Here is a 24,067-nt window from a genome sequence, read left to right as displayed (position 1 = left end):
AATTACGCAAAAAATGTTAATTTAACTCAATATTTTTATTATAATTCTCGTTAAAAATTGCCAAACATAATTCTGCTCTATTCATGGTATTGATCCTTACTGCTTTGCACTTACTAACGTTAAGATCAAATTTCCCTAGGATCATATCTTCCAATAACAAGCTCAATTTTTTATAATCTCCATCCTGAAAAAATTCGCAATTAGCGTAATCCATTAATATCTCCTGAGAGAATGGCGACTTTGATGCAAAAATAAAACTGTTCGATGATTTTGCTTCTTCAAGAGGCAAAGCATCAGTTTCAATTATGGACGGAAATAACAAAACTGATTTAGTGTAATATTCCAATACTTCTTGACGACGAAGCATTCCAACAAAAACTACATTCAAATCATTTATTTTTGAATACTCCTTTAGTTTAACTGCATAGGCGTTTTCTGCTCCTGTAATAGTAAACACTACATTGAAATCAATATTTTTTGACTTAATTTCTTTACAGGCCTTAAGGATCATCATATGTCGTTTGTATGGTTGTGCTGCAGCCGGGTAAAAAAAAGTTTTATTAGCCATATTTAAATCAGTACACGTTTGTATATTATTCGCATCAATTTTCACAGGTAAAACATAAATTTTATTTTCGTTCACCTTATATTGTTTATGGCACAAATCTTTTATCCAGTTTGCTGGTACCATGATAGAATGAGCAGCTTTTAATGATCTTATTATATTTTTGTTAATAAAATATTGTTTAACGACTGATTTCATCCCCGACATTACACTTAAATCACAACGAAAAAAGGGCAAAGTATTGTGCAACGAAACAATTTGTGGTTTATTACAAAAAGGTATAGTTGTGTTTTGCAATGAAATTACTACATCAATTTTATATTTTTTTATAATTTTTCTTGTTTGCACAAACTCAAACCATAACCTAAAAATAATGCCTCGTTTAACCCATGGATATTGTGTGATACGTATATTCTTCTGATTTTCAAGTTTAGGAACACTTAGAACAAAATACCAAATATTGTTATCATCATGTAAATTACATACTTGATCATAAAAATCAGTAAGTATACTTAGTGCTCCGCCGGATTCAGCAGCAATATCATATACTAATATATTCATTTACTACTACGCTTTCCTCCAGACCATTCTATTAATAATACCTACATAGCTCTGGATGATCTTCACAACTTTTGTGCTTACGTTCTCATCGCAATAAGCCGGGACAGTCAGGCCATCATCGCCATTCGCATGCATAGAAACTGCAAGGTCAACGGCTTGAAGCACGTAATCAGAAGTTATAGAACCAATGACAAAGATGCCCTTGTCCATAGCTTCCGGACGTTCAGTAGAGGTACGAATTGACACAGCGGGGAAATTGAAATATGAACCCTCTTCAGGAATCGTGCCACTGTCAGATACTACACAGAAAGCGTTCTGCTGCAGTTTGTTGTAATCAAAGAAACCAAGTGGCTGATGTTGAATAACACGTGGATCAAATTTGAAGCCTCTTTGCTCTATATATTTTTTTGAACGGGGATGGCAGCTGTAAAGAATCGGCATATCATATTTTTCAGCCATTGCGTTAACAGCATTCATTAGGCTGAAGAAGTTGGATTCAATATCAATGTTCTCCTCTCTATGGGCTGAAAGAAGAATATATTTGTGCGGCTTAAGTTCAAGTTTTTCCAGGACCTTGCTATCGTCGATCTTATCAATATTAGCTGTCAATACTTCTGCGATGGTGGAACCTACGACATAGGTATTTTCAGGTTTTACACCTGCGTCAAGGATATAACGGCGGGCATTTTCAGAGTAACATAAATTGACATCGCTGGTAACGTCAACGATCCTTCTTATAACTTCTTCAGGAAGATTTTCATCCTTACAGCGATTGCCGGCCTCAAGGTGAAATATGGGTATCTTGAGGCGCTTCGCAGAAATTACACAGAGGCAGGAGTTGGTATCTCCAAGCACAAGTATAGCATCCGGCTTTTCTGTATCAAAGAGTTCGTAGGACTTTGCAAGTACATTACCCATTGTCTGACCTAAATTATCTCCTGCCACATTAAGGTAAAAATCAGGCTCACGTAACCCTAGTTCCTCAAAAAACACCTGATTCAATGAGTAATCATAATTTTGTCCTGTATGGACAATATTTAATTCGAAGTATTTATCACACTTTTTTATAATCTCGGACAACTTAATAATCTCCGGGCGAGTTCCCATGACAATCATTAATTTCAATTTACTCATTTCTAGCAATCTCCTTTATTTGTAGTTCGTATACAGTTCTTTATGGTTATTGATCCAATTGGCCATATCTTTAATCATATCTTCATAATCAGGAATTAAAACTTCATATCCATTAAGACACTGGATCAAAGATTTATCTACTAGTTTATTGTCAACTCTTATGACGTTCCTGTTTTTTGGAAAATATTTCTCAAAGAGCAGTAACAGGTCATGTTTCGTAATTGCGTGATCAGGTACTAACTGGAACAAACCGTGTGCATGCTCAAAAAGAAGTTTTTCAATTTCACGGGCAAACTCTATTGTAGTGAGGCCGGTCCAGAAAGCATTTGCAAAACCACAGACATCACCTTTTTGGCTATAAAACCAGTTGAAAAGACCGCTTCCGCAGTAATCATATTCCGGACCTATCAATGAAGTACGGATGGTTATGTCTTTATTATTAATCACTTCGCCTAGGGCTTTGCTTCTCGCATAGAAGCTAGGGGCATCAGGAAAATCATCCAATGCATACTGTCCTCTATTTCCTGAGAAAATACAGTCTGTACTCCGATGAACAAGCACCGTATTAGTACAAGAAATTACTTTCTCAAGAAAATGTGGCAGATATGCATTGATAAATGCTGCTTTTGATTTATCCGCCTCTGCATCTTGGTTGATGATAGCTGAGCAGTTTATAACAGCGTCATACCTGCCGTTCTTTATTTCATTTGCAAAAAGGTCTGTGTCTAATAAGCTGCCAACTATTGTTTGAACTATCTCAGAGGACGTTTCATTAATACCTAAAACCTCATGACCCTGCTCTTTCATGTATATGGCGACAACATGTCCTACCATCCCTACGGTGTCTATTACTAATAGCTTCATCTATGCTCTCCCAAGTATTTTAATTCGTCCCGAATGCTTAAAGATGCAACATCGTGGCATGATTCTTCAAGATATATGGCAATTGTGTGACCTGCCATTCCTGAACCACCTAGTACCAGTATCTTCATTTTTTTGTCTCCCAGTCTTTGAGTTGCTTCTGGACATAAGGGAGCTTCAAAAGTTTATCCTTAATTTGTTCAAGGTTAAGTCTCTCGGTATTATGAGAATTGTAATCTTCTGCACGTTTCAGATGTTCGATACCCTCAACAAAGTATTTATCGTAATTGAGATCTCTCTTGTCAGCGGGGACTTTAAAATATCCTCCCATGTCCTGAGCGCATACACGCTCTTCCTTAGTAAGCAATGTCTCAAATAATTTTTCACCATGCCGAGTTCCGATAATTTTAATTTTGTTTGAGGCATTGAATATCTCTATGACCGCCTTTGCCAGATCACCGATAGTTGAGGCAGGCGCTTTCTGGACCATAATATCCCCTGCTTCAGCATTTTCAAATGCAAAGACAACAAGTTCCACCGCCTCTTCCAGACTCATCAAAAATCTTGTCATATTCGGGTCTGTTACAGTAAGTGGCTGGCCATTTTTGATCTGATCAATAAACAACGGTATGACTGATCCTCTTGATGCCATTACATTGCCGTATCTGGTGCCGCAAATCAATGTCTGGTCTGGGTCTACTGTTTTTGATTTTGCAACGAAAACTTTTTCCATCATTGCTTTTGATATTCCCATTGCGTTAATTGGATATGCCGCCTTGTCTGTGGAAAGACAAATTACTTTTTTGACACAATATTCTATTGCCGCTGTGAGGACATTATCTGTTCCAAAAACGTTTGTTTTTACTGCCTCCAAGGGGAAAAACTCACAGGATGGGACCTGCTTTAATGCCGCCGCATGAAAGACATAGTCAACGCCATGCATTGCGTTTTTCACGCTTGCCAGATCCCTGACATCACCGATGTAGAACTTCAGCTTATTGTTTTTGTATATCTTTCTCATATCATCTTGTTTTTTCTCATCACGGGAAAAAATACGTATCTCTTTAACAGGTGTATTTAAAAACCTTTCCATTACAGCATTTCCAAAAGACCCTGTACCACCGGTTATTAACAGTGTTTTATGTTTAAACATTGATTCTTCAACCCCTTTTTTACTTTGATAACCATTTATCCATTCTATCTAACAGTTTTTCTTTAGCGAATTCAGTATTATAGTAGTTAAGCGCATTTTGTCTCATAATTCTATGTTCTTCATTAGACATGTGGACAAATTTTATTATGTTACCAGCTAAAGCAGTTGCATCTCCTGCGCAGCTGCATAATCCAGCATTTGCTTTATTAATGATATCTTGCACTTCCCCATCAGCTGAAACAATGACCGGTATCCCACAAGCTAAACATGACTGTGTTTTTGCCGGAATAGTCATAGAAAAAACCTTGCTTTTTGACAAACAAATAAGTGCAGCATCGCTTAAAGCCATGAAATCAGGTATCCTTGTCGGCGGTTGCCTATCAATAAAATTGAAATAATCCTCTACAGAAACCTCTTTGACTTTTGAAACAAGAGTGTCTTTATATCTTCCGTCTCCTATGATATTAAACTTTACTTTTATTGACTTGTTTTTCAATATCAATGCTGTTTCAGTAAGTATACCAAGACCCTGTGCAACACCTATGTTACCTGCAAAAATAATATTAATAATATCATCATGAGGAATTTCGGGGACAATTACTTCTGTATTTTCCAAAGGCTTGTAATAGTCTTCAGCATATTGAGGCCAAAACTCTATCTTATTCCTATCGGTTCCACGGTCAACAATTGCCTTAACAAAACTCTCTGATGAAGTAAAGATCCGATCACAACTTTTGTAAATATAATCGACCATCTCTCCAATCAGCCCAAGAATGGCTTTATTTTTTACTCCACCAACTATCTCAACGTTCTCCGGCCAAAGATCGGTTACGTACAAAAAGCACGGTATTTTCTTTCGTTTGGCGTACCATACTCCCGGCAGTGCCTGGGTCATGGGAGAGACTTCGTAAATAAAGACAATGTCAGCATTCAAACCGGTGAAAATTGACCAGAAAAAACCTGAAACCACAAAAGAAAAATAATTCAGGGCCATCATGACAGCACCTCTAGCTCTTGGAAGCAAGGGGATCCTTCTTATTTCCATACCGTTATATTGCTCTTTTGTTTTTTTAAAAAATCCATACCCCTTATAAAATTTACCCTGAGGATAATTGGGTATGCCTGTCAAAACCGTAACCTTATATCCCCTTTTGACCCACTCTGAACAAATGTCGTTTATACGAAACTGTTCCGGATAAAAATATTGTGATACGACCAATATATGCTTACCGGACATTAAACAGACATCCTTTTTATGCCGGTTTCAAAATCTACTACATTATAGCTCAGGTCAAACTGGCTCAAATTTTTATCATAAACTTTTGTGCCGAATGCCTTATTAAAGACATCTATCCCTGACATAAGAGATACAATAAAACCCGGAAAAGGCAGAAGTACAGTCGATTTACCTGTCTGTTTCCTGTATTCAACTATCACATCTTTAGTAGATACATATTCTATGTTTTGTGGGAAAAATATACCTGTTTTAGTCTGATCTATTACTATCCTCAAAAATTCGCAAAAGTTGTCGATATAAAGCATGCTTCTTAAGTTGGTTATGTTTGGAAAGACAAATGTCTTTTTTGCAAGGTTCAGAAGTCTTGGAAAATTCCCCTTGCACTCGGGACCATATATTACAGGAGGTCTCATTATTGAAACTGCAAAGTTTCCATCAGCCATTTTTTGAATTGAAAGATCTGCCTCAAACTTGCTCCTGCCATAAAAATCAGAGGGTGAAGGCTGTGTTTCTGAGGTAATTACCTTTTGGCTTCCTGCCGGTTCGTCTTTTCCGTAAACGATCATGCTGCTCATAAAGATAAACTGTTTGACACCTTCGGTTTTTGCTTTTTCTGCTGTTTCAATGGCAAGATCACGATTGATCTTGTAATAAAGGTCTTCTTTCGACGGGTCCGCGGATACGTGGGCGATCCCCGCAACATGAAAAACAACATCATAACCGGCAAATGACTTTTCACGCCATGAACCGTCAAGCATGTCTACGGTTTCAACACTGTACTCATCCGGCCATTGGCTGACCCAATTTTCAAAGGACATTCCTATATAGCTATTTGCGCCAGTTATTAATATTTTCTTAGTTGTCATTAAGTTTCTCCTGTTTATCTTTCATCTTGCCTGTGCCGCCTTCGACAAGACCGTCGCGGTTCATTACCACTGCAATCGTGCCAAGGAAACATTTCAGGTCAAATAGGAAACTCATCCTATGTACGTATTCTCCGTCATATTTTGCCTTGACTTCTATCGGCAGTTCATCGCGTCCGTTTACCTGGGCCCATCCAGTCAGCCCCGGTCTTATGTCATTTGCACGGTATTTGTCACGTTCCTCAATAAGGTCATACTGATTCCAAAGTGCAGGTCTGGGTCCTATTATAGACATTTGTCCGTACAATATGTTAATTATCTGAGGCAACTCGTCCAGGCTGGTCTTCCTCAAAAAACGCCCCATCTTTGTAATGTAATTATCCGGATCTTCCAGCAGATGTGTAGGCGTGTCCTTAGGTGTATCCATCCTCATAGTCCTGAATTTATAAATATTAAAGTGAGTCTTGTTGATCCCCACCCGTTTTTGCTTGAAAAGAACAGGACCGGGAGAGTCCAGTTTGATAGCGAAAGCCAAAACCAACAATACCGGCGACAAGACTACGAGGCCCGCAATTGAGAGAGTTAGATCTATTATGCGTTTTATTGGTTTATAGCTTTCTCCGCTCATAAATAACAAAGTTGCATGCTCCGTTCTTGTCTTGGTGTGGATGGTGATCCGAGAAGTGTCGCTATGCGACGAGAAGTGTTGCTTTGCAACGAGAAGAGTGACTTCGTCACGATAAGCGTTGTAACTCCGTCAAACCTTCGGGAAGTGTCGCTTTGCGACGAGAAGGGTTGCTTCGCAACGAGAAGTGTGACTTCGTCACGAGAAGCGTTGTAACTTCCCTAGATCCTTCCGTCGGCTACGCCGACTCTTCCCGCTGGCTATGCCAGCACTTCTCGCAGGCTTTGCCTGCACTTCCCGCGGTTTTTCAAACCGCACTTCTCGTCGGCTCCGCCGACTCTTCTCTATTTTTTACTTAAATAGTTTCTAAATTTGCTTATCTTGATTGCCAGCTTATGAGCTTTATTTTTAAAATCTTGGTATTTTTCTTCTTCAACGAAATCTAATTCCCATGCAATTTCAAACTGACAAACCAGTTCCATCAATGATCCGTATGCTATGTTAAGAAAATGGCATTTATCCTTACTTCCTTCTCTTGCATATCCTTCGGCAATATTCGAAGGTATTGACACTGCTGCTCTGTTCATCTGCTGAGACAGACCATATTTCTCACTGTTACTAAATGTATCTGTCGTTTTATAGGTTTCGATAACAAGCATTTTTGCAAGATGATAAGTATCAAGGTTCTGAAATCCAAAGTCCGGCATGGGTGGACCTCCTTTAAATACTTTGTAAACCATGGAGAAGTGTGACTTCGTCACGAGAAGTGTCGCTACGCGACGGGAAGGGTTGCTTTGCAACGAGAAGTGGTTGAGAAGTAGTTGTTGTTTAAATACTTCGAAACCATTCCGTCGGCTCCGCCGACTCTTCTCGCAGCGTTTACGCTGCACTTCTCGACGGACTTAGTCCGTCACTTCTCGCGGTATCCCTTCGCCGCACTTCTCAAATGCTTTGCGCCTTCTCGCGGTTTTCAAACCGCACTTCTCGGCGGACTTGGTCCGCCACTTCTCGACGGTTTCACCGTCACTTCTCGCCGGTTTCACCGGCACTTCTCAAATGCTTATCGCCTTTTTCGGTTAATCTGTATTTTTGGCTTTTACTCCTGGGTTTATCTTTGATAGTAAATTCTAGAAATCCTTCTTTTCTCAATTTTACAAGGGCTTTGCGGAGGTTACCGCTAAGCTGTTTGTGTCCAAGTGCTATAACTATTTCTCCAGAAGAAAGTGGCGTTTTTTGGCAGGCTCTCATTATCAAAATTTCAACTTGTGCCTCAACTTGTGCCTCAACTTGTGCCTCAACTTGTGCCTCAACTTGTGCCTCAACTTGTGCCTCAACTTGTGCCTCAACTTGTGCCATTGGAATAATATCTTTATCCCTTTGAAAGACTACCACAAATCCTGATTTCATCAATTTATAATCCACTTTTACATTTGCTTCTTTACAGGCATTTGTGATCCGTTTCAATCCCGACCCGAAGCTCTCAACATCTTTAGAATAATAAAGAATCTGGGTTATCAGAGGATTCCTTCTTACCGGTCTCTCATCTCTCAGAATAAAATCTTCAGGAGTATATCCCTCAGGGAATTTTCCCGGGTTGTATATTTCTATCCTGTCTTTATATATCGCTACTTCGTTACACTGCTGTGCGTTGTAGTCTTTATGACAAAATGAATTAATAAGTGCTTCTCGTAATGCCTGGATAGGTATTTCCGGTGTTTCCTTGCGTTCTCTTGAACCATCAAAATCAACTTTCCACTTCATATTGTTTCTGATATACAACTCTGCTGCCCCAACAAGTTCAAAAATATTTCCATGTTTTCTTTGGATATCGTTGAATGTCAGTCTTTCGCTTGTGGCAAAAATTGCCATCTGCAATTCTGCAAGGATGCTATCGCAAAAAAGCACTTTTGCTGCGTTCAGCAAAAATTCTCCCTGTGTAAGAAAAAGCTTATTCAGAACTGTTTTTTTATCCGAATAATCAAAATCAATGCGTTTAATTTCACGTGCTCTGTCAATATAATTTTCCAGTAATACATCCTCAACTTTTTCAACTGTGTAATCAGAAACTTGTTGCTCCCAAAGGTTAGTATTGTCATTTTTTTTCATTACATACTCTTCAATTCGTTCAGGAGACATCAAAATATCCTGATCAGCAACACGAATTCTAGCCTTACCATTGGCAAAATATGGTGGATTATGCCCTTCAAATTTAACATGTACGCATGATTTGCCATCTATTATTACTTCTTTAACCTCCGGAAAAATCTGAGGAACAATAAAATTGTTGATCGCCGCACTTATATCACGCAATGTTTTTTCACTGATATCCTGTCCTACAGGAGTACCGTCAGGTCTAATACCAAAATATAACTCTCCATACTCATGTTTATTCAAAATCGCACAAATAGATACAATGGCTTCTTTGAGTTCGCGGGTTGATTTTTTAAACTCCAGTGTTTCGTTTTCAAAACCGAGAGTCATAAATTATCCTTATCTCCTTTAAAACCACTGGGAAATGGTTTAGAAGTGTTGCTTCGCAACGAGAAGGGTTGTTTAAAACCTTTGGGAAGAGTCACTATGTGACGAAAAGTGTCGCGTTGTGACGAGAAGGGTTGCTTCGCAACGATAAGTGTGACTTCGTCACGATAAGCGTTGTAAATACCCTAAATCTCTTCCGTCGGCTTCGCCGACACTTCTCGCAGGCTTCGCCTGCACTTCCCGCGGTTTTTCAAACCGCACTTCTCGCCGGTTTCACCGGCACTTCTCAAATGTTTATAGCCTTATCGGCGGCTCCGCCGCCACATTCTCCCCATTACCGCCCAGCTGGAATATTGCGGCTTTTAACTCTGCTTCAGACAAAGAAGCTTCCGCCGAGTCTGCCAAAAGCCTTTCGACTCTGGGAAGCAGCGATTCTTTCTCGGGGGAGAACTTGCTCAGATATATCTTCTCGCTGGACGTTGTACCTACGTGGTCCGGATCGTAGAAGAGCTCTTCGTAGAGTTTTTCTCCGGGGCGGATACCTGTGAATTCTATTTTGATGTCCCTGTATGGTTCATGACCGTGGAGCCTTATGAGGGTCTCGGCCATTTCTGCTATGTTTACGGGTTCTCCCATATCAAGGACGAAAAGTTCTCCCCCGCTTCCCATTGTTCCGGCCTGGAGCACAAGGCTTACTGCCTCAGGGATAAGCATGAAGTAGCGCTTCATATCTTTGTGCGTTACGGTGACAGGGCCTCCCCTTTCGATTTGCTGCTCAAACTTTGGGATGACACTGCCCCGGCTTCCTAGGACGTTGCCAAAGCGTACTGCCATATAGGATGTATCAGGATATCTCTTCTGGACATAGAAGAGCATCCGCTCGGCTATCCTTTTTGTTGCTCCCATTATACTAGAGGGGTGGACCGCCTTGTCCGTTGATATCATTACCATTCTCTCCACCTGGTATTTGCCTGCCATTTCCGCAAGTGTCCTTGTCCCGAAAGAATTGACGCGAAGGGCCTCCCTTGGGTTATCTTCCATCAGCGGTACATGCTTGTGGGCAGCGGCGTGGAAGACAAGGTGCGGCATGTGTTTTTTGAATATCGATTCAAGGGTGACCTTATCCGCTATGTCAGCGATTATCGGTACAATAGGCACTTTGTTGCCGGACTGGCTGAATGATTCAAGCAGGTTATAGATGGACTGCTCTCCGTGACCAAGAACAAGCAGTTCGGAAGGCCCTTTTGCAGCTACCTGCCTGCAAATCTCGGATCCGATCGAGCCGCCGGCGCCTGTAACAAGGACGCGTTTGCCCCTGATAAGGTTTTCTATCTCCGGGTTGTCCAGTTTGACTGGCTCCCTGCGCAGGAGGTCTTCAAGTTTAACAGAACGGAGTAGTTTGACGCTTACGTTTCCGTCTGCAATATCCAGAAGGCTGGGCAGTATCCTGACTTCAATATTTAGGCCATCCATTGTTCCGATAAATTCCTTTATCTTATGGCCCGGCGCGGAGGGAATAGCTATTAATGCTACCGTAACATTCTCGGCTATTACTATCTTGCGGATATCTTCTGTAGTTCCAAGCACCTTAAGTGATGCCAGCAACATGTTATTCAATTCGGGTTTATCGTCGACAAAGCCGATCGGTTTAAGATCCGTGTCGTTTCTGATAAGGTCCCTTGCAAGCATCGTGGCCGCCTCTCCTGCACCGATAATAAGTGCCCGCTTTTGTTCGCATGTTCTTAAGGAGCGTGTCACGAATGCAAGCTTCCAGAAAGCTCGAGTCGTTGTAAGAAAGAAGAGACCGAGGATAATAAGTATAGAGAGGGAAGATCTGGGGATCCTCAATTCATCGCTTATCTTGAAGAGGACCAGGAAGATGGCTGTGCCTACAACATACCATCTTAGCAGGATCGTATATTCTTCTACGCTCGCTCTGGGCCACACGACTTTGTAAACCCCACCCCAAATGAGGGGGATAAGAATACAGGCGGAGAAGATGAAAATAGTCTGAACAAGTTCTCCGGCGTAGCCCATTTCAATAAAGAAAGTAAGCCTGAGGGCGTATCCGAAGTAGACCGCGAGGGCAAGTGAAATAAAGTCAAGGAAGAGCACATATCTCCTCCTTGACGCAACTTTAAGATAAATAGACAAAAGACTTTTCAGAAAACAATGTTCTTTTATCAAAATAAAGCCAGTCCTTTGCAATAAACATATAATAGAGAACTATTTAAAAATAACTTTGTGAAATATCTGAATAAAGTCATAATACTACTAGTTTTAAGAATACCTTAGAGTAGGGTAATTCTAGCACAAAATTATACTTTAGTCTTTATGTCAAATGCAACATTTGATATCAGCTTTGTAAGTCAGCTTTGTAAGCATAAACAATTAAGACAAGATGTATTATATTCTCGAATAAGAAATATGGTGTTAAATTCTAGAAATTTTTACGCGCGATTAAATTTCTTGCATCATCCGGGATCTCACTCATGCTGTTTGAGTAAATAGGATATCACAGACATGCACATCCGGTCTTTCTTCCCGGACAATTTTTGATATCTTTAAATTTGGCTCTTACATAGTATAATTATCAAGCTGATTTGACGGTCAAATCGGTAAGCAAAAATCTATAATGATAATTAAGATTTTATTACTCATGGAGGATATCATGGAAAACAATCAAAAAGACCCTTGCCAACCCGATCAGGAAAAAAGACTTTATATGAACTATAACGAAGAGTATGACGGAGCTGAGATAGACATTGTCGACATACTTATGATCTTTTGGTCAAAGAAGTTTTTGATCGCCGCCTTCGTTATCATATTTGCGCTGTGCGGTTTTGGCTACACAACACTTATGAAACCATACTATGAAAGCAGGACGACATTGCTTTTCATGCCCCCTGTTCCGGCTGAGATGAGCGCTGAGATGAGAAAGGACAAAGACTCCTCACAAGGAAATTCAAGCCCTCTCTTTCCTCCTGATGTATATTTGTCTCTCGCGACAGCAGATGACCTGCTCTATGACACGATAAAAGCCGTTTATAACCCAAAGAACGAAGAGAACGTTTCAGTCCCTACTCCCGAAAGTCTTCGGCTCAATATGAAAGTCGAGCTGAACAAGTCATCTGAAAACACCGGGGCAAATTCCGAAAAACTGACATTGACTGTGAAGATGAAAGACGTAGAACCCGAAAGATCTGTTGAGTTGCTGAATGTGTGGGGCAAACTCTTTATCGACAGAAACTCCGCTCTGTTTATGGACAGGGCCGGAACTTCTTTCACATACATTAAAGACTCTATGCTCTCTGTAAAAAATGACCTCGATAAAACACAAAGTACATTGCTTGAATACCAAAAAAAGAATCCACTAAAAATACTTTCTTCGAAACTTGAGACTACAAGTGTAATATACGGTAAAGCAATGGAACAGTACAACGAAGAGATGTTAAAAATCGCTCCTTTGGAGTCAAGGATAAAAGCGACCAGAAAACTCCTCTCCCTTGAACCTGAGAAATTATCCCTTAGTAAGGGAATGAGCACTGAAGCTGTCTGGAATTTCCTCGCAAGAGAACTTACCCCCGAAGAACTAAAACAACTTAAAAACATGAACATCGATGACGAGATATTGAACGCACAAAACTCAACGTTAAAAGCAAAACTATATTCTGATGAACTTGAACTTGCAACGTTAAAAGCCTCTACTGCAGAATTAAGAAAACGCATTGATTCCTTGAGAAAAGACAGTGAAATGACAGAAGCAAGGATAGCTGAGATATCAAATCAGATCCACAAAATGGCAACAGAGAGGGACATATTAACAAAATCATATCTTCTCCTTGCTGACGAATATCAGGTCTCTAAGGTTGCAAACGTAGAGGCTAACGACACTGTAAGGATAATCGAAAAACCCGTGCTCGCGACTGAGCCGGCTTCGCAGGGCAAGCTAAAGATATTGCTGCTTGCATCCCTGCTCGGTCTTTTCATGGGCGTGACTGTCGCATTTTTGGTCCATGCCGTTCAGAGCAAAAAAGAAAAAACAGCTGCCGAATAGAAGTATTTTCAGTTTATACATTAGCAACAGTAAAAAATTACCCTGATCTGCCAATTGCCCGCGTCTGTTGACAAGGTGTTGCAACGTGATAAAATTACCTGCGTGCGTTACGAGTGGGGCTGTAGCTCAGCGGGAGAGCACTTCCCTCGCACGGAAGGGGTCGGGCGTTCAAATCGCCTCAGCTCCACCATTCATATCGCCGAATCATCGGGCCTCCAAACGGAGGCCCGATTTTTTTTAGGGCATGCGGCGATTAAGCCAGGCAAGCGATGGCAATCGGTTGGCAAGCATCGGCATGCGGTTGTAAGTGCAGGAAGAGAGAGGATCCGCCGGAAGTCAATCGCAAATCTATTGGTAATCAGTTGCAAATCAGTTGGTTAAAACCTAAGAACATATTCATTTCGTCTTCCCGGTATGCACCCGAGCAGGGATGATGTAAGGAGGCAATTGGGATTTAGAGCAATCGACGACGAAGTTAATTCAATAGATGCTTTTCGCAATTGGGGCATATAACGGATGATAACGACGCAGGAATCTGCCGGAAAAACATCCGGCGGGAGTCAGTAGGGAATCGATTGGAAATCAGTTGGTCCTTGGCTCTTCACAACCGCTTCCCAACCGCTTCGCGGCGATAAAATCGCCACTCGCGCGGCATCAACATGCCGCACTTCGCCAAAGTATTAAACATACGTCGAAGCGAGGGTTCGCAAGCCTTGCTAAGTTAGCGCCGCGAGTGTTTTCCATACTTTTCGCAATTGGGGCAGATCGCGGATGATGACGAAGCAACACGAAAAATTCAAGCTAAGGCGTATTGGGCATACGTCGAAGCGAAGGATTTTGAGTGTTGTAAAGTCAGCGCCGCGAGATGCCCCAATTGCTAGCCGCATATCTTGCGGCATTCTACGTAGAATCGCTTCTCATCGGCATGCCCTATTGAGAAGGTCTTTCTGGGCAGTACTCCGCCGGCGGCTATGCCGGGAAAGAGGCTGCTTTTGTCTATCGACTTGAGCAGGATGCCTGTCGCTTTTTTCTTTTTTAAGAGGTCCATTACATGGTTCTCGCCGTGGATGTAATCAAGCTTATCCGGGTCGTTCTTCGTAAGTTCATCGAGGAAGCGCTGGAGGACATCGACAGGAAGTCTTCCGTTTAGTCCATCAAGAGCAAAACCTACTTTATTTTCACTGGGATCAACGAAGGTTATTTCATCACCCTCGCGTCCAGTCAGCCCGTTGTCTTCGATATATTTATTGAAATGTTTAAGAATCGTCGCACAGTCATAGTCGTCGACGACACGGTGGATGGGTTCAAAGTTAAGTGAATCGTCATGAAGGTTGATGACCTCCACCATGGAGAATCTGGCGGGATGGTTGGCCCTTTCTTCTTCGCTCAGGTTTACTTTTATTTTCTCCCAGCATGTCTTTGCCGTTGCAAGTGAATGGTTGCCGTCGCCGGCCGCCAGGAAAAAGTTGTTGCTCTCTGCCTGCATCTGGGAAATAAGCTTAGTCAGAGACTCTGCCCTCTCCCCTTCGACCGCATAGCCCCTTACGTTGCCACCGTCAAGCATGAGGTCAAAGTCGTAGAGTTTTCTCAGGTTTTCTTTTTTAGCCGCCAGGGGTTCGATAAGCTGCCTCTCAGGATCATCGATCAAGAGCATGACATGGGGGCATTCGAGTACGGCGTTCTCCCTTATCCTTACCCTCGGGGGGATCCTGGAGAGGACTGTTCCCTCTGTTGCCCTTATAAGCTTTTCCGAGCCCGGGGTGAAGTCATACTCTTCAAGGTCTATGACTCCGATGAGGCCCGTCCTTGTTCCGTGACCGACCTGGCGTTCGACGAGGATATAGCCGTTGGATACAGCCTGGGTCACGGTACCGTTTTTAAGATATTCCTTCATGGAGGCGCATATATTCTCGATCCTGCCGTCTTCTTTTCCAAGATAGACTTCAGGAAACACGAGGTTAAGCGCGGATTCGGATGACCCAACAAATTCCCTGACCTTCTCCCAGTATTCAGGCTGACTAGTGTACTGGTCACAGGCGATAACGGCCCACTTTTCCATTTCTATTTTTTCATTCGGCAGCAGTATGTCCGCAGGCATAAAACATGGCTTCATATGAATTTCCCCTTTGCTGTGATGTTTATTTGGCACAGAGTATTATACTACAGCGGCATGGGCCCGTGCCGCGGGAGTCGGTTGGGAATCTGTTGCAAATCAGTTGGAAAAGGCTGCGGCGTGGATCGTGCCGCGGGAATCGATTGCTGATTGGTCGGGAATCTATTGCAAATCAGTTTTTAAGAACGGTGAACCTGCTCTTCTTCGTCATCCCGCTATGCACCCTCCACGTCATCCCAGTATGCACCTGAGCCGGCTTTACAACACAATTATTATTTAATTTCCCTTCTTTTCTCAATTACTTCCGGCAATTCCTTTATTTTTTCTGCTTCCATTAACACTTGAAGCTGATATTGTGCGATTTTGTATAGAGTATCAAAACGATCAGCCTTATCCATTCCTTCTTTTAGCAGCTCAGCATTGTGGGTTTCCAAGTTTGATAATACCGTCAGTTCAAGAATAGAAGCGTAGTCTCTGATATTATAATTCTTTGGAATATCCGGTTCGCATCACGCCACGCTTTGGCTGTGCATCCGAACAGCGCTACATTCAGCAGATCAGCTTCGTCAGCATACGCAAGCCATTCCATACTTTTTGCAAAATTCTTTTGCGGTAAAACATAATTCTTTACTGCATCTGTATGGATCAGGTAATTGTTCTTAGACAAAAAACGCTTTGCGGTCCACTCAAGCTTTAAACGGTCATTTTCGTCGTCTTTAAGTCGTTGGTATTCTTTGAGCAGGTACAGTTTAAAGATGGGACTGATCGCTGACCCGAATTCAAACGCAATATCTTTATGTGCATATGTACCACCATACCTCCCGACCTGAACATACATTCCAATTGCGTTTGTTTTTTCTATCCATTCTTTTGCGCTCAGCGTGAAAGTATGGAGACCGGCTCCGCTTTTAAAGTGGTCGAATTCGACCACTTTAAAAGCGGGGTTATATAAAATTTCCCAAGTACCCAAAAACTCCAGAGTAGATCGGGTGCGCAGCCAATTTTTGATAATATCCGCTGCTCGTGGTGCGTCCGCCCGAGCTTTCACCATATCTGTCAGGCAGATGTAGTCATTTTGATTGACATTCATGATCGTTACAGGAATATTCTGTACAGTAATTAAGGAAGTTTTTTTCAAATTACTCATGACTCTGTCCCTCCAAGCAATAAGAAATTGGTATTCCAAGTCGAGAAACCGATATTGTCAATATTTTTACAACCACTCAACAATATCAAGGGCCAATTCCCCGGCGGATGAAGCCTCCGCCAAATTCTCCAGCGACAAGTGTCGCGAATTCTCCGAAGCCGGAGGCCACAAACTCACCGCGGCATGATCCTCGCCGCCTTCTCTCACAACCGTTTGACTACTGTTTGACGATCGTCCGTTTGACCGCCCCTACAACTGCTTCCCGACTGCTTCACGGCGATGAAATCGCCACTTATCGCGGCATCTTCACGCCGCACTTTGCCATTGTGCCTGCATACGTTGAAGGCGAAGGAGCACAAATGTTGCTAAGCTAGCGCTTCAAGATGCTTTAATTCCCCGGCAGCAATGCTTTTAAAATTCCTATACGTCACATTGGCCTCTCCGCCCTTGATAGGGATAACGTACTTTCTGAGGGTATAATCTACCCTCTGTCCGGGGTTATCGCCGTTCCTGCTGTATTTAGCGGCAAGGGAGGCACAGAACTTGATGGCCTTATCCTTTTCTTCTTCGGTTGGGGCTGAAGTGAATCGCAATATGACATGGGCTCCGGGTACGCCCTGCGCATGAAACCAAATATCATCAGCATTGGCAAGCTTGAATGTAACGTATCTGTTGCCCTTGGAAGAGAATCCGACAAAAACAAGTGCATATTCAAGATCGAATCTCTTATGCGGAGGCAGGGGGGCGGCGGTCTTCTTTTTAACGTTTCGCTGCTTCACATTTTTGATGCCAAGTTCCTCTTCAACAAGAGCAAGCGACTCTGTGTCATCCATTGATTGTATGATCGCCATCTGCTCCCTGAGATCCTCCAGCTCTTCTTTAACTTTTATCAGAACTTTGGCTGCCCTTTCCTGTGCCGAAATTATCTTCTTGTATTTCGCAAAATAACGTGCTGAATTTTTTGCCGCGGAGAGCCTGGGATCAAGAGGCACCGTTTCCCTGACCTCATTGCCCTCACTGTCCCAGTAGGTCACACAGGCCTTTTCGGCTCCGGGAGTTATCTGCCATGAATTCGCAACAAGAGCATCACCATATTTTTTATATTTTTCCGCATCCTCTTCGTGAAGAAGCTTTTCAATGTCTCCTATCTGCCTTTCTCGCCTCACTGTTTCGCGTTCTATATGATCAGTGATAACCCTACGTCTTCTGTTCAGGGATACATCAGCGATCGGACTTAAAACAACTGTCCGTCCTGTATCGGCAACTGTTGTATCCTGTACGGCCGACGCTCCTTCCAACAACCCGGGTAATGCGGTGAGATATTTTTTTACAAGCTGCGGAATATAGGAGGAAATGTCAGTTTCATTTTTGTAAAATCCATTCAGGTATCGGGCTGCTCTTTCGACTTCCATTTCGGCAAATCTCTCAAGAAGTTTTTTTCCAAATCCTGCAACAGATCTTAGAGTTTCGGATGAGGGGTGTTCGAGCCATTCCTCCAACGCAATGCCCTTAAATTCCGGGGGCATGGAGTAAGGCTGGCCGGGCAGAACGGAGCGGAACCTGTTGTCTGCAGGATGTATATGCTTGGCTGTTTCAAGGACCATGTCGTTTTCATCTAAGAGAATGAGGTTGCTGTAGCGCTCCATCGTCTCAAGGATCAGATGCCTTGTATTAGAGAATCCGGCGCCTATAGTCTTTGTAAAGGTAAGTCTGATGATCCTGTCCCTGTTAAGCTGGCAGACATCAGTAAGCTCCGCTCCGGAAATGTTGCTTTTGAGGGCGTTTACTATCGGCGGAGTCTGCTTGGCACTTGAAATGAGATCTTTTTTTTCTTTATCTGAGATAACTGCTATTCCGCAGTTCTGTGCCCCCCATGAAAGCAACAGCACAGTGCTCCCCGAAATAGAAACTGCCACCCAGCTGTCCCCGCCCTCAAGCTTCTGTACTCTTTTGCCAATATGTTTTTTTAGCTCCCTGTTCCAGATCCAGACAAGTTCAGGCCCGAAAGAGATGGATAGGACCCCCTTCACAATTATTTGGAATTAATGCATCTTGGAGCGCTGGCTTAACAGCATTCTTGGTCCTTCGCTTCAGAGTATTATTATACGCTTTAGCTCGAACCACTTCATACTGCGTCGCTATCATCTCCAATCTGCAATAATTCCGGGATGTGACACAAAATAATACATTTAATTATTCTCATCCCCGTATGACGGGGGGAAGGTCATATGGGGATGACGAGAAGAAAGAGCAAACCTGGATTCCTGATCTCGGAACGCACTCGAAATAGTTCGAATGCTGTGGATTATTTAATTGTTTCCATAGTAGAAAACGGCATTCTCCTGATCAAGTGCATACGGGAATGACCGAGGTGTGGCATAAGGGAACGACGGGGCGGGAGAACCATATGGAAAAGAGGAGAGCTTTATGCAAAAATCACAAAAAGAGAACTTGCGCTGCAATCAAATGGAATGATCAGATCGAAATCATGTAGAACAGTAAGGCCAACATCGTTATATATCCAGGTCTTCCCAATTAGGATTTACTTTTTCGATCATGTCGATTTTCCATTGCCTTTCCCATCTTTTGATCTTTTTCTCTGTTTCAATTGCTGAGATCATAGTCTCATGATATTCGTACCAGACAAGGATATAGGTGTGATATTTATTTGAAAAACCGGGAACCTGATCTTCCCTGTGTTGAGTTATTCTCTGTGAAAGATTTGAAGTTACTCCTACATATAGTGTTCCGTTTGGTTTGCTTGCAAGGATATAAACAGTCGGTTGAAACATGCCTTTGTTCCTTCTTTCGTGGTTTATCATATATTTTTCGTATTTCAATATTTTATTAGTAATCCAGAATGCTGCCCGTATCCATCCTTGCCCTATGTCTAATTCTCCGTCATCCACGTATGACCTTCCCCTACGTCATCCCCGTATGACACTGAGCGGGGATCCAGGTCTAACGATTTTGAATTTGTATATAATTTCAGATTCAACATTCTTGTTTATTGTCAAACCTTAAATTTACAAAGGAATGTGATCACTCCAAAAAAGTCAAAAACCAAGTGCAGACCTGGGTTCCCGCTCAGAGGCATACGGGAACGACGGGAGGGTGGGACATACGGGAACGACGGAGGGTTGGGCATATGGAGACGACGGTTCTTTTGAACCTCCGCGGCCTATGGCCGCAATTCTCCGCGATGCGTAGCGAGCAAATTCTCCAGCGACGAATGTCGCGAATTCACCGCGGTATGACCCACGCCGCAATTCCCCGACCCTGCCCATTGACTCGCCACCGATTCCCCATCGATTACCAATAGATTCGCGCGGCATATTATCGCCGCACTTCGCCTATTTCTGCCAGCAGTGCAGACAGCTCTGGCGCCAACGGCGCGCGAAAAGCCATTTTCTGCTTCGAGCGGGGATGTTCGAAACTTAGCTTCCATGAATGCAGAAAGACCCTGTCCTCTTCGAAGGGCGATGGCCTTGAGGGGGCGTAGGTCCTGTCGCCAACCAGGGGGCATTTTATAGCGGCCAGGTGGACTCTTATCTGGTGGGTCCGGCCGGTGTGGAGGCGGCATTTTATCAGGGTGTATCCGTTTCTGCTCCAGATGGTCCCGTAGTCCGTCCAGGCGTCCCTGCCGTCTTCCGTTACGGCCATTCTCAGCTTGTTGTATGGGTCGCGGCCTATGGGATAGCGGATCTCGCCTTTTGGTGAGGCTGGCGTTCCCCAACAAAGCGCGAGGTATTCCTTTTCTACCCTTCTGGCTTTGAAGTCCCTGAAGAGCCCTTCCTGTGCAAGGCCGTTCCTTGCTACAACCATAAGGCCGGATGTTGTGGCGTCGAGCCTGTGGACTATGCCGGGGCGCTTTACTCCGTTGAGGCAGCCGATGTCCGGGTATCTGTAAAGAAGTCCGTGGACCAGGGTCCCTGTCCAGTGGCCGGGAGCGGGATGGACTACCAGGCCTGCGGGCTTGTTTATCACTATTATGTCGGTGTCTGAGTATACTTCTTCGAACGGCACGTCCTCAGGTTCGAGGTCGAGGGTCACTTCCGGGGGGACCGAGACCGATATTTCATCACCCGTATCAACTTTTATAGAGGACTTGATGCGCCTTTCGGGGAGGAGCGATGTCCTTCCCTCTTTTATGAGCTTTTGCGAAAAACCCCTGCTGAGGCCAAGCTGCCTTGAGATGACAAAGTCAAGCCTGTGACCGGACATCTCTTCTGATACTGTGAATGTTTCAGTTACAGCGATACTCTCCTGAGAATCTTCACCCTCATAGAAAAAGAGGGAAGAGGCTTCCCTCTCCCCCGCTTTTATATTTATATCTTCTCTTTTAGTCTCCGATGACATCTTTGCAGCGGCTGCAGAGGCCTTTTTCTGCAACTTCGGGCCTTCTCTTCCAGCAGCGCGGACATTTTTCGTCTTTGGACTTGTCAACACCTATCACTAGTCCCGTGGTTTCGTCTTCGTATACGACTTCTGAGCCCCTGACCTCATCAACTATCTCACATGAAGATACGATTAGGACAAACTCCCATGTCTCGTCGCTGACCTTGCCCGCAAGTCCTTTGTAGTAGTCGCTGAGCTTTATCTGGACATGTGCGTCGAGTGAGTGACCGATGACTCCTTTGCTTCTTGCTGCTTCGAGTCCTCGGAGGACTCCCTGTCTGGCATTCATGATGCTGTCCCAAAGTGCCTCAACAGAGGTATCTAATCCTTCACCAAGCGGTTCCGGCCAGTCTGTGAGGAATACGCTCTTCGGCAGTGAGGGATCCATCTCGCGCATTTTCTGCCATATCTCTTCCGCTGTGTAGGAGAGGACCGGGGACATCATCTGCGTTATGGTCCTGAGCACTTTCCACATTACGGTGCGGATCGAGCGGCGGCTGTCATCATGTTCGCCGTCTGCGTAGAGCTTGTCCTTGCTCACGTCTATGTAGAATGAACTGAGCTCGTTGTCACAGAACTGGTGTATAAGCGTCATGGGCTGATGGAACTCATACTCGTCAAATCCGTTCGTGCATCTTGAACGAAGCTTTTCGAGCTTGATCAGTATGTACTGGTCTATCTGCGAAAGCTTATCATTGGGCATGCTGTCTTTTTCCGGATCAAATCCCTTGAGGTTGGCCAGCAGGAACCGCGCCGTGTTCCTGATGCGGCGGTATGATTCTATAAGGTTCTCGAATATCTCCTGCGAAATGCGGACATCGCCGCGGTAATCGGAGGAGGCTACCCAGATGCGGAGGATGTCCGCGCCGTTTTTGTCTATTATGTTTTCAGGAGTCATGGCGTTTCCAAGGGACTTGGACATCTTGCGTCCGTCTCCGGCCATGATAAATCCATGGGTCAGCACTATCTTGTATGGAGCAGTTCCGCGGGTCGCAACGCTGTTGAGGAGCGATGTCTGGAACCATCCGCGATGCTGGTCGCTTCCCTCAAGGTATAAGTCTGCCGGCCAGCGGAGGTCTTCCCAGTTGTCAAGAACTGCCGAATGGCTGGAGCCTGAATCGAACCATACGTCCATGATGTCTTCGTCCTTGCGGAGGTGTTTGCTGCCGCATTTGGGACATACGGCCAGATCGCCGATCAGCTCTTCCGGGCTTAGGCTCCACCAGCAGTTGCTGCCGAGTTCCCTGACCTTGTCGGCTACCCTGAGTACCCTGTCTCCTGTAAGGATGACCTCTCCGCAGTCTTCGCAGTAGAAGGCCGGGATAGGAACTCCCCATGTCCTCTGTCTGCTTATGCACCAGTCTGAACGGTCCCTGACCATGTTCGTGATGCGTTCCTTGCCCCAGTCGGGTATCCATCTGACTTCGTCTATGGATTTAAGCGCTTCGTCCCTGAAGTCTGCAACTGAGACGAACCACTGCTCGGTCGCCCTGAATATTACGGGTTTCTTGCAGCGCCAGCAGTGCGGGTAAGAGTGGGAGAGCTTCTCACGTCCGAGGAGTTTTTTTGATTCCGTCAGTATTTCGAAGATCTTCTTCTCAGCTTCTGAGAGCGACATTCCTGCGAAAAGCGGCGTGTCGGAGTAGTAATGTCCTGTCTCATCAACTGGATTGTATATTTCAATGCCATAGCGCACGCCGGTCTCGTAGTCATCGTTGCCATGTCCGGGTGCTGTGTGAACGCAGCCTGTTCCTGTCTCAAGATCTACATACTCAGCAAGTACTACCAGGACTTCCTTATCGTAGAAGGGATGCAGCGCCTTTGAATTTTCAAGTTCAGCGCCCTTGCATGAGATGATCGGCTCTTTTAGGTCAAGGCCTGTGGCCTTTATTACTTTGTCCTTCAGTCCCTGCGCGATGAGGTATACCTTGTCCCCGACTTCATAGAATCCATAGTCGAACCTGGGGTGGACAGCGACGGCCATTGAAGCCGGAAGTGTCCACGGAGTGGTCGTCCAGATGATTATGTCAACATCTTTTCCTTCAAGCTGCGGGAAAACTTTTGCAGCGTCTTTGTATGTGTAGGCTACGAATATCGAGGGCGATACTTCGTCTGAGTACTCTATTTCCGCAGCCGCAAGGGCAGTTTCGCAGTCGATGCACCAATGGATCGCCTTGCGTCCCTTATATACAAGGTTTTTATCGACCATCTTGGCAAATCCTTCAAGCTGTGTGGCCTCGTATGCTGGAACAAGCGTCATGTAGGGGTGATCCCAGTCTCCGATCACACCAAGGCGCTTGAACTGTTCCGTCTGGACTCCTGCAAACTTTTTGGCATATTCCGTACATCTTTCACGAAGTTCTACCGGGCTGATGTTATCACGGTTAATGCCCATTTCCTTGAGGACCTTAAGTTCTATAGGAAGGCCATGTGTGTCGTATCCCGGCACGTATGGCGCAAAATAGCCGCGCAGCCATTTGTACTTGACTATGAAGTCCTTGAGGATCTTGTTGGTCGCTGTACCGATGTGTATGCTCGCATTGGCGTATGGAGGCCCATCGTGGAGAATGAATGAGGGTTTGCCCTTGTTCTTTTTTTTCAGTTCTTCGTAGAGGTCGATGTCGTACCAGAATTTGAGATACTCCGGTTCCCTCTGTGAAAGGTTGGCCCGCATCGGAAAATCCGTCTGCGGGAGAAACAGTGTGTCTTTATAATCATTTGCCATTGATGTTACCTCCTATAAGCTCGGTCCGCCATGTCGTCCGGCATAGGCAGAATATATCGCCGTATTGTACAACCTGTACATTATAAATGTGATGTGGGTATGATACAAGAGGACTTTACAATTGTGAAGCTGCCGGGAAACCACCGGCGT

General features: G+C 44.1%; 16 protein-coding genes, 1 tRNA gene and 2 pseudogenes. 2 read left to right on the top strand and 17 right to left on the bottom strand.

The genetic code is table 11. The features are described from left to right. Window positions 1–16: 16 nt before the first annotated feature. From CVV54_04745 to CVV54_04695, 11 genes and pseudogenes are all read right to left on the bottom strand, one after another. Window positions 17–1,126 (bottom strand): glycosyl transferase family 1, encoded by a 1,110-nt coding sequence (locus CVV54_04745; protein PKL04781.1) that lies wholly within the window; start codon window positions 1,124–1,126, stop codon window positions 17–19. Window positions 1,127–1,132: 6 nt separating this feature from the next. After that, on the bottom strand, window positions 1,133–2,260 hold the full coding sequence (locus tag CVV54_04740; GenBank protein PKL04780.1) for a UDP-N-acetylglucosamine 2-epimerase (non-hydrolyzing): 1,128 nt from the start codon (window positions 2,258–2,260) through the stop codon (window positions 1,133–1,135). 15 nt (window positions 2,261–2,275) lie between these two features. Next, a complete protein-coding gene (locus CVV54_04735; GenBank protein PKL04779.1) occupies window positions 2,276–3,124 on the bottom strand; it encodes an NAD(P)-dependent oxidoreductase in 849 nt (282 codons plus the stop codon). Window positions 3,125–3,159: 35 nt separating this feature from the next. Beyond that, window positions 3,160–3,252, bottom strand: a pseudogene (locus CVV54_04730) (NAD(P)-dependent oxidoreductase). Further along, entirely contained in the window at window positions 3,249–4,274 is a 1,026-nt protein-coding gene (locus CVV54_04725; protein PKL04778.1) for a UDP-glucose 4-epimerase, read from the bottom strand. Before CVV54_04725 ends, CVV54_04730 begins: the two are co-directional and overlap by 4 nt. 19 nt (window positions 4,275–4,293) lie before the next feature. Beyond that, window positions 4,294–5,511, bottom strand: a complete 1,218-nt coding sequence (locus tag CVV54_04720; GenBank protein PKL04777.1) for a glycosyltransferase WbuB — start codon at window positions 5,509–5,511, stop codon at window positions 4,294–4,296. Continuing rightward, a complete protein-coding gene (locus CVV54_04715) occupies window positions 5,511–6,377 on the bottom strand; it encodes an NAD-dependent epimerase (GenBank protein PKL04776.1) in 867 nt (288 codons plus the stop codon). The genes CVV54_04720 and CVV54_04715 overlap by 1 nt, the downstream gene beginning before the upstream one ends. Then, window positions 6,367–7,002 (bottom strand): lipid carrier--UDP-N-acetylgalactosaminyltransferase, encoded by a 636-nt coding sequence (locus tag CVV54_04710; GenBank protein PKL04886.1) that lies wholly within the window; start codon window positions 7,000–7,002, stop codon window positions 6,367–6,369. Before CVV54_04710 ends, CVV54_04715 begins: the two co-directional genes overlap by 11 nt. A 341-nt stretch (window positions 7,003–7,343) precedes the next feature. Further along, a complete protein-coding gene (locus CVV54_04705; protein ID PKL04775.1) occupies window positions 7,344–7,706 on the bottom strand; it encodes a four helix bundle protein in 363 nt (120 codons plus the stop codon). Between the two features lie 316 nt (window positions 7,707–8,022). Then, window positions 8,023–9,480, bottom strand: a complete 1,458-nt coding sequence (locus CVV54_04700) for a transcriptional regulator (protein ID PKL04774.1) — start codon at window positions 9,478–9,480, stop codon at window positions 8,023–8,025. A gap of 291 nt (window positions 9,481–9,771) precedes the next feature. After that, window positions 9,772–11,661 carry a polysaccharide biosynthesis protein gene (locus CVV54_04695; protein PKL04885.1) on the bottom strand — a complete coding sequence of 630 codons (1,890 nt, stop codon included), beginning with the start codon at window positions 11,659–11,661 and terminating at the stop codon, window positions 9,772–9,774. Between the two features lie 451 nt (window positions 11,662–12,112). On the opposite strand from CVV54_04695, the gene CVV54_04690 reads away from it, so the two are divergent. Beyond that, window positions 12,113–13,534 carry a hypothetical protein gene (locus CVV54_04690; GenBank protein ID PKL04773.1) on the top strand — a complete coding sequence of 474 codons (1,422 nt, stop codon included), beginning with the start codon at window positions 12,113–12,115 and terminating at the stop codon, window positions 13,532–13,534. Window positions 13,535–13,649: 115 nt separating this feature from the next. Beyond that, window positions 13,650–13,724: transfer RNA gene (locus CVV54_04685), tRNA-Ala, on the top strand. Window positions 13,725–14,411: 687 nt separating this feature from the next. Here the strand turns inward: CVV54_04685 and CVV54_04680 are convergent. The 6 genes and pseudogenes from CVV54_04680 to CVV54_04655 form a co-directional block, all read right to left on the bottom strand. Next, window positions 14,412–15,647 (bottom strand): DUF1015 domain-containing protein, encoded by a 1,236-nt coding sequence (locus CVV54_04680; GenBank protein PKL04772.1) that lies wholly within the window; start codon window positions 15,645–15,647, stop codon window positions 14,412–14,414. Window positions 15,648–15,919: 272 nt separating this feature from the next. Beyond that, window positions 15,920–16,794: pseudogene (locus CVV54_04675) on the bottom strand (DNA-binding protein). Window positions 16,795–17,159: 365 nt separating this feature from the next. Then, window positions 17,160–18,824 (bottom strand): hypothetical protein, encoded by a 1,665-nt coding sequence (locus CVV54_04670; protein ID PKL04771.1) that lies wholly within the window; start codon window positions 18,822–18,824, stop codon window positions 17,160–17,162. 483 nt (window positions 18,825–19,307) lie between these two features. Then, window positions 19,308–19,586, bottom strand: coding sequence for a GIY-YIG nuclease (locus CVV54_04665; GenBank protein ID PKL04884.1), 279 nt, complete (start codon window positions 19,584–19,586; stop codon window positions 19,308–19,310). A 544-nt stretch (window positions 19,587–20,130) separates the two neighbouring features. Further along, on the bottom strand, window positions 20,131–21,153 hold the full coding sequence (locus CVV54_04660; protein PKL04883.1) for an RluA family pseudouridine synthase: 1,023 nt from the start codon (window positions 21,151–21,153) through the stop codon (window positions 20,131–20,133). Next, window positions 21,137–23,917, bottom strand: coding sequence for an isoleucine--tRNA ligase (locus tag CVV54_04655; GenBank protein ID PKL04770.1), 2,781 nt, complete (start codon window positions 23,915–23,917; stop codon window positions 21,137–21,139). Before CVV54_04655 ends, CVV54_04660 begins: the two co-directional genes overlap by 17 nt. Between the last annotated feature and the right edge of the window lie 150 nt (window positions 23,918–24,067).

Source organism: Synergistetes bacterium HGW-Synergistetes-1, from assembly GCA_002839185.1.
GTDB lineage: Bacteria > Synergistota > Synergistia > Synergistales > Synergistaceae > Caenicola.
This window is presented reverse-complemented; position numbering and strand designations above follow the sequence as displayed.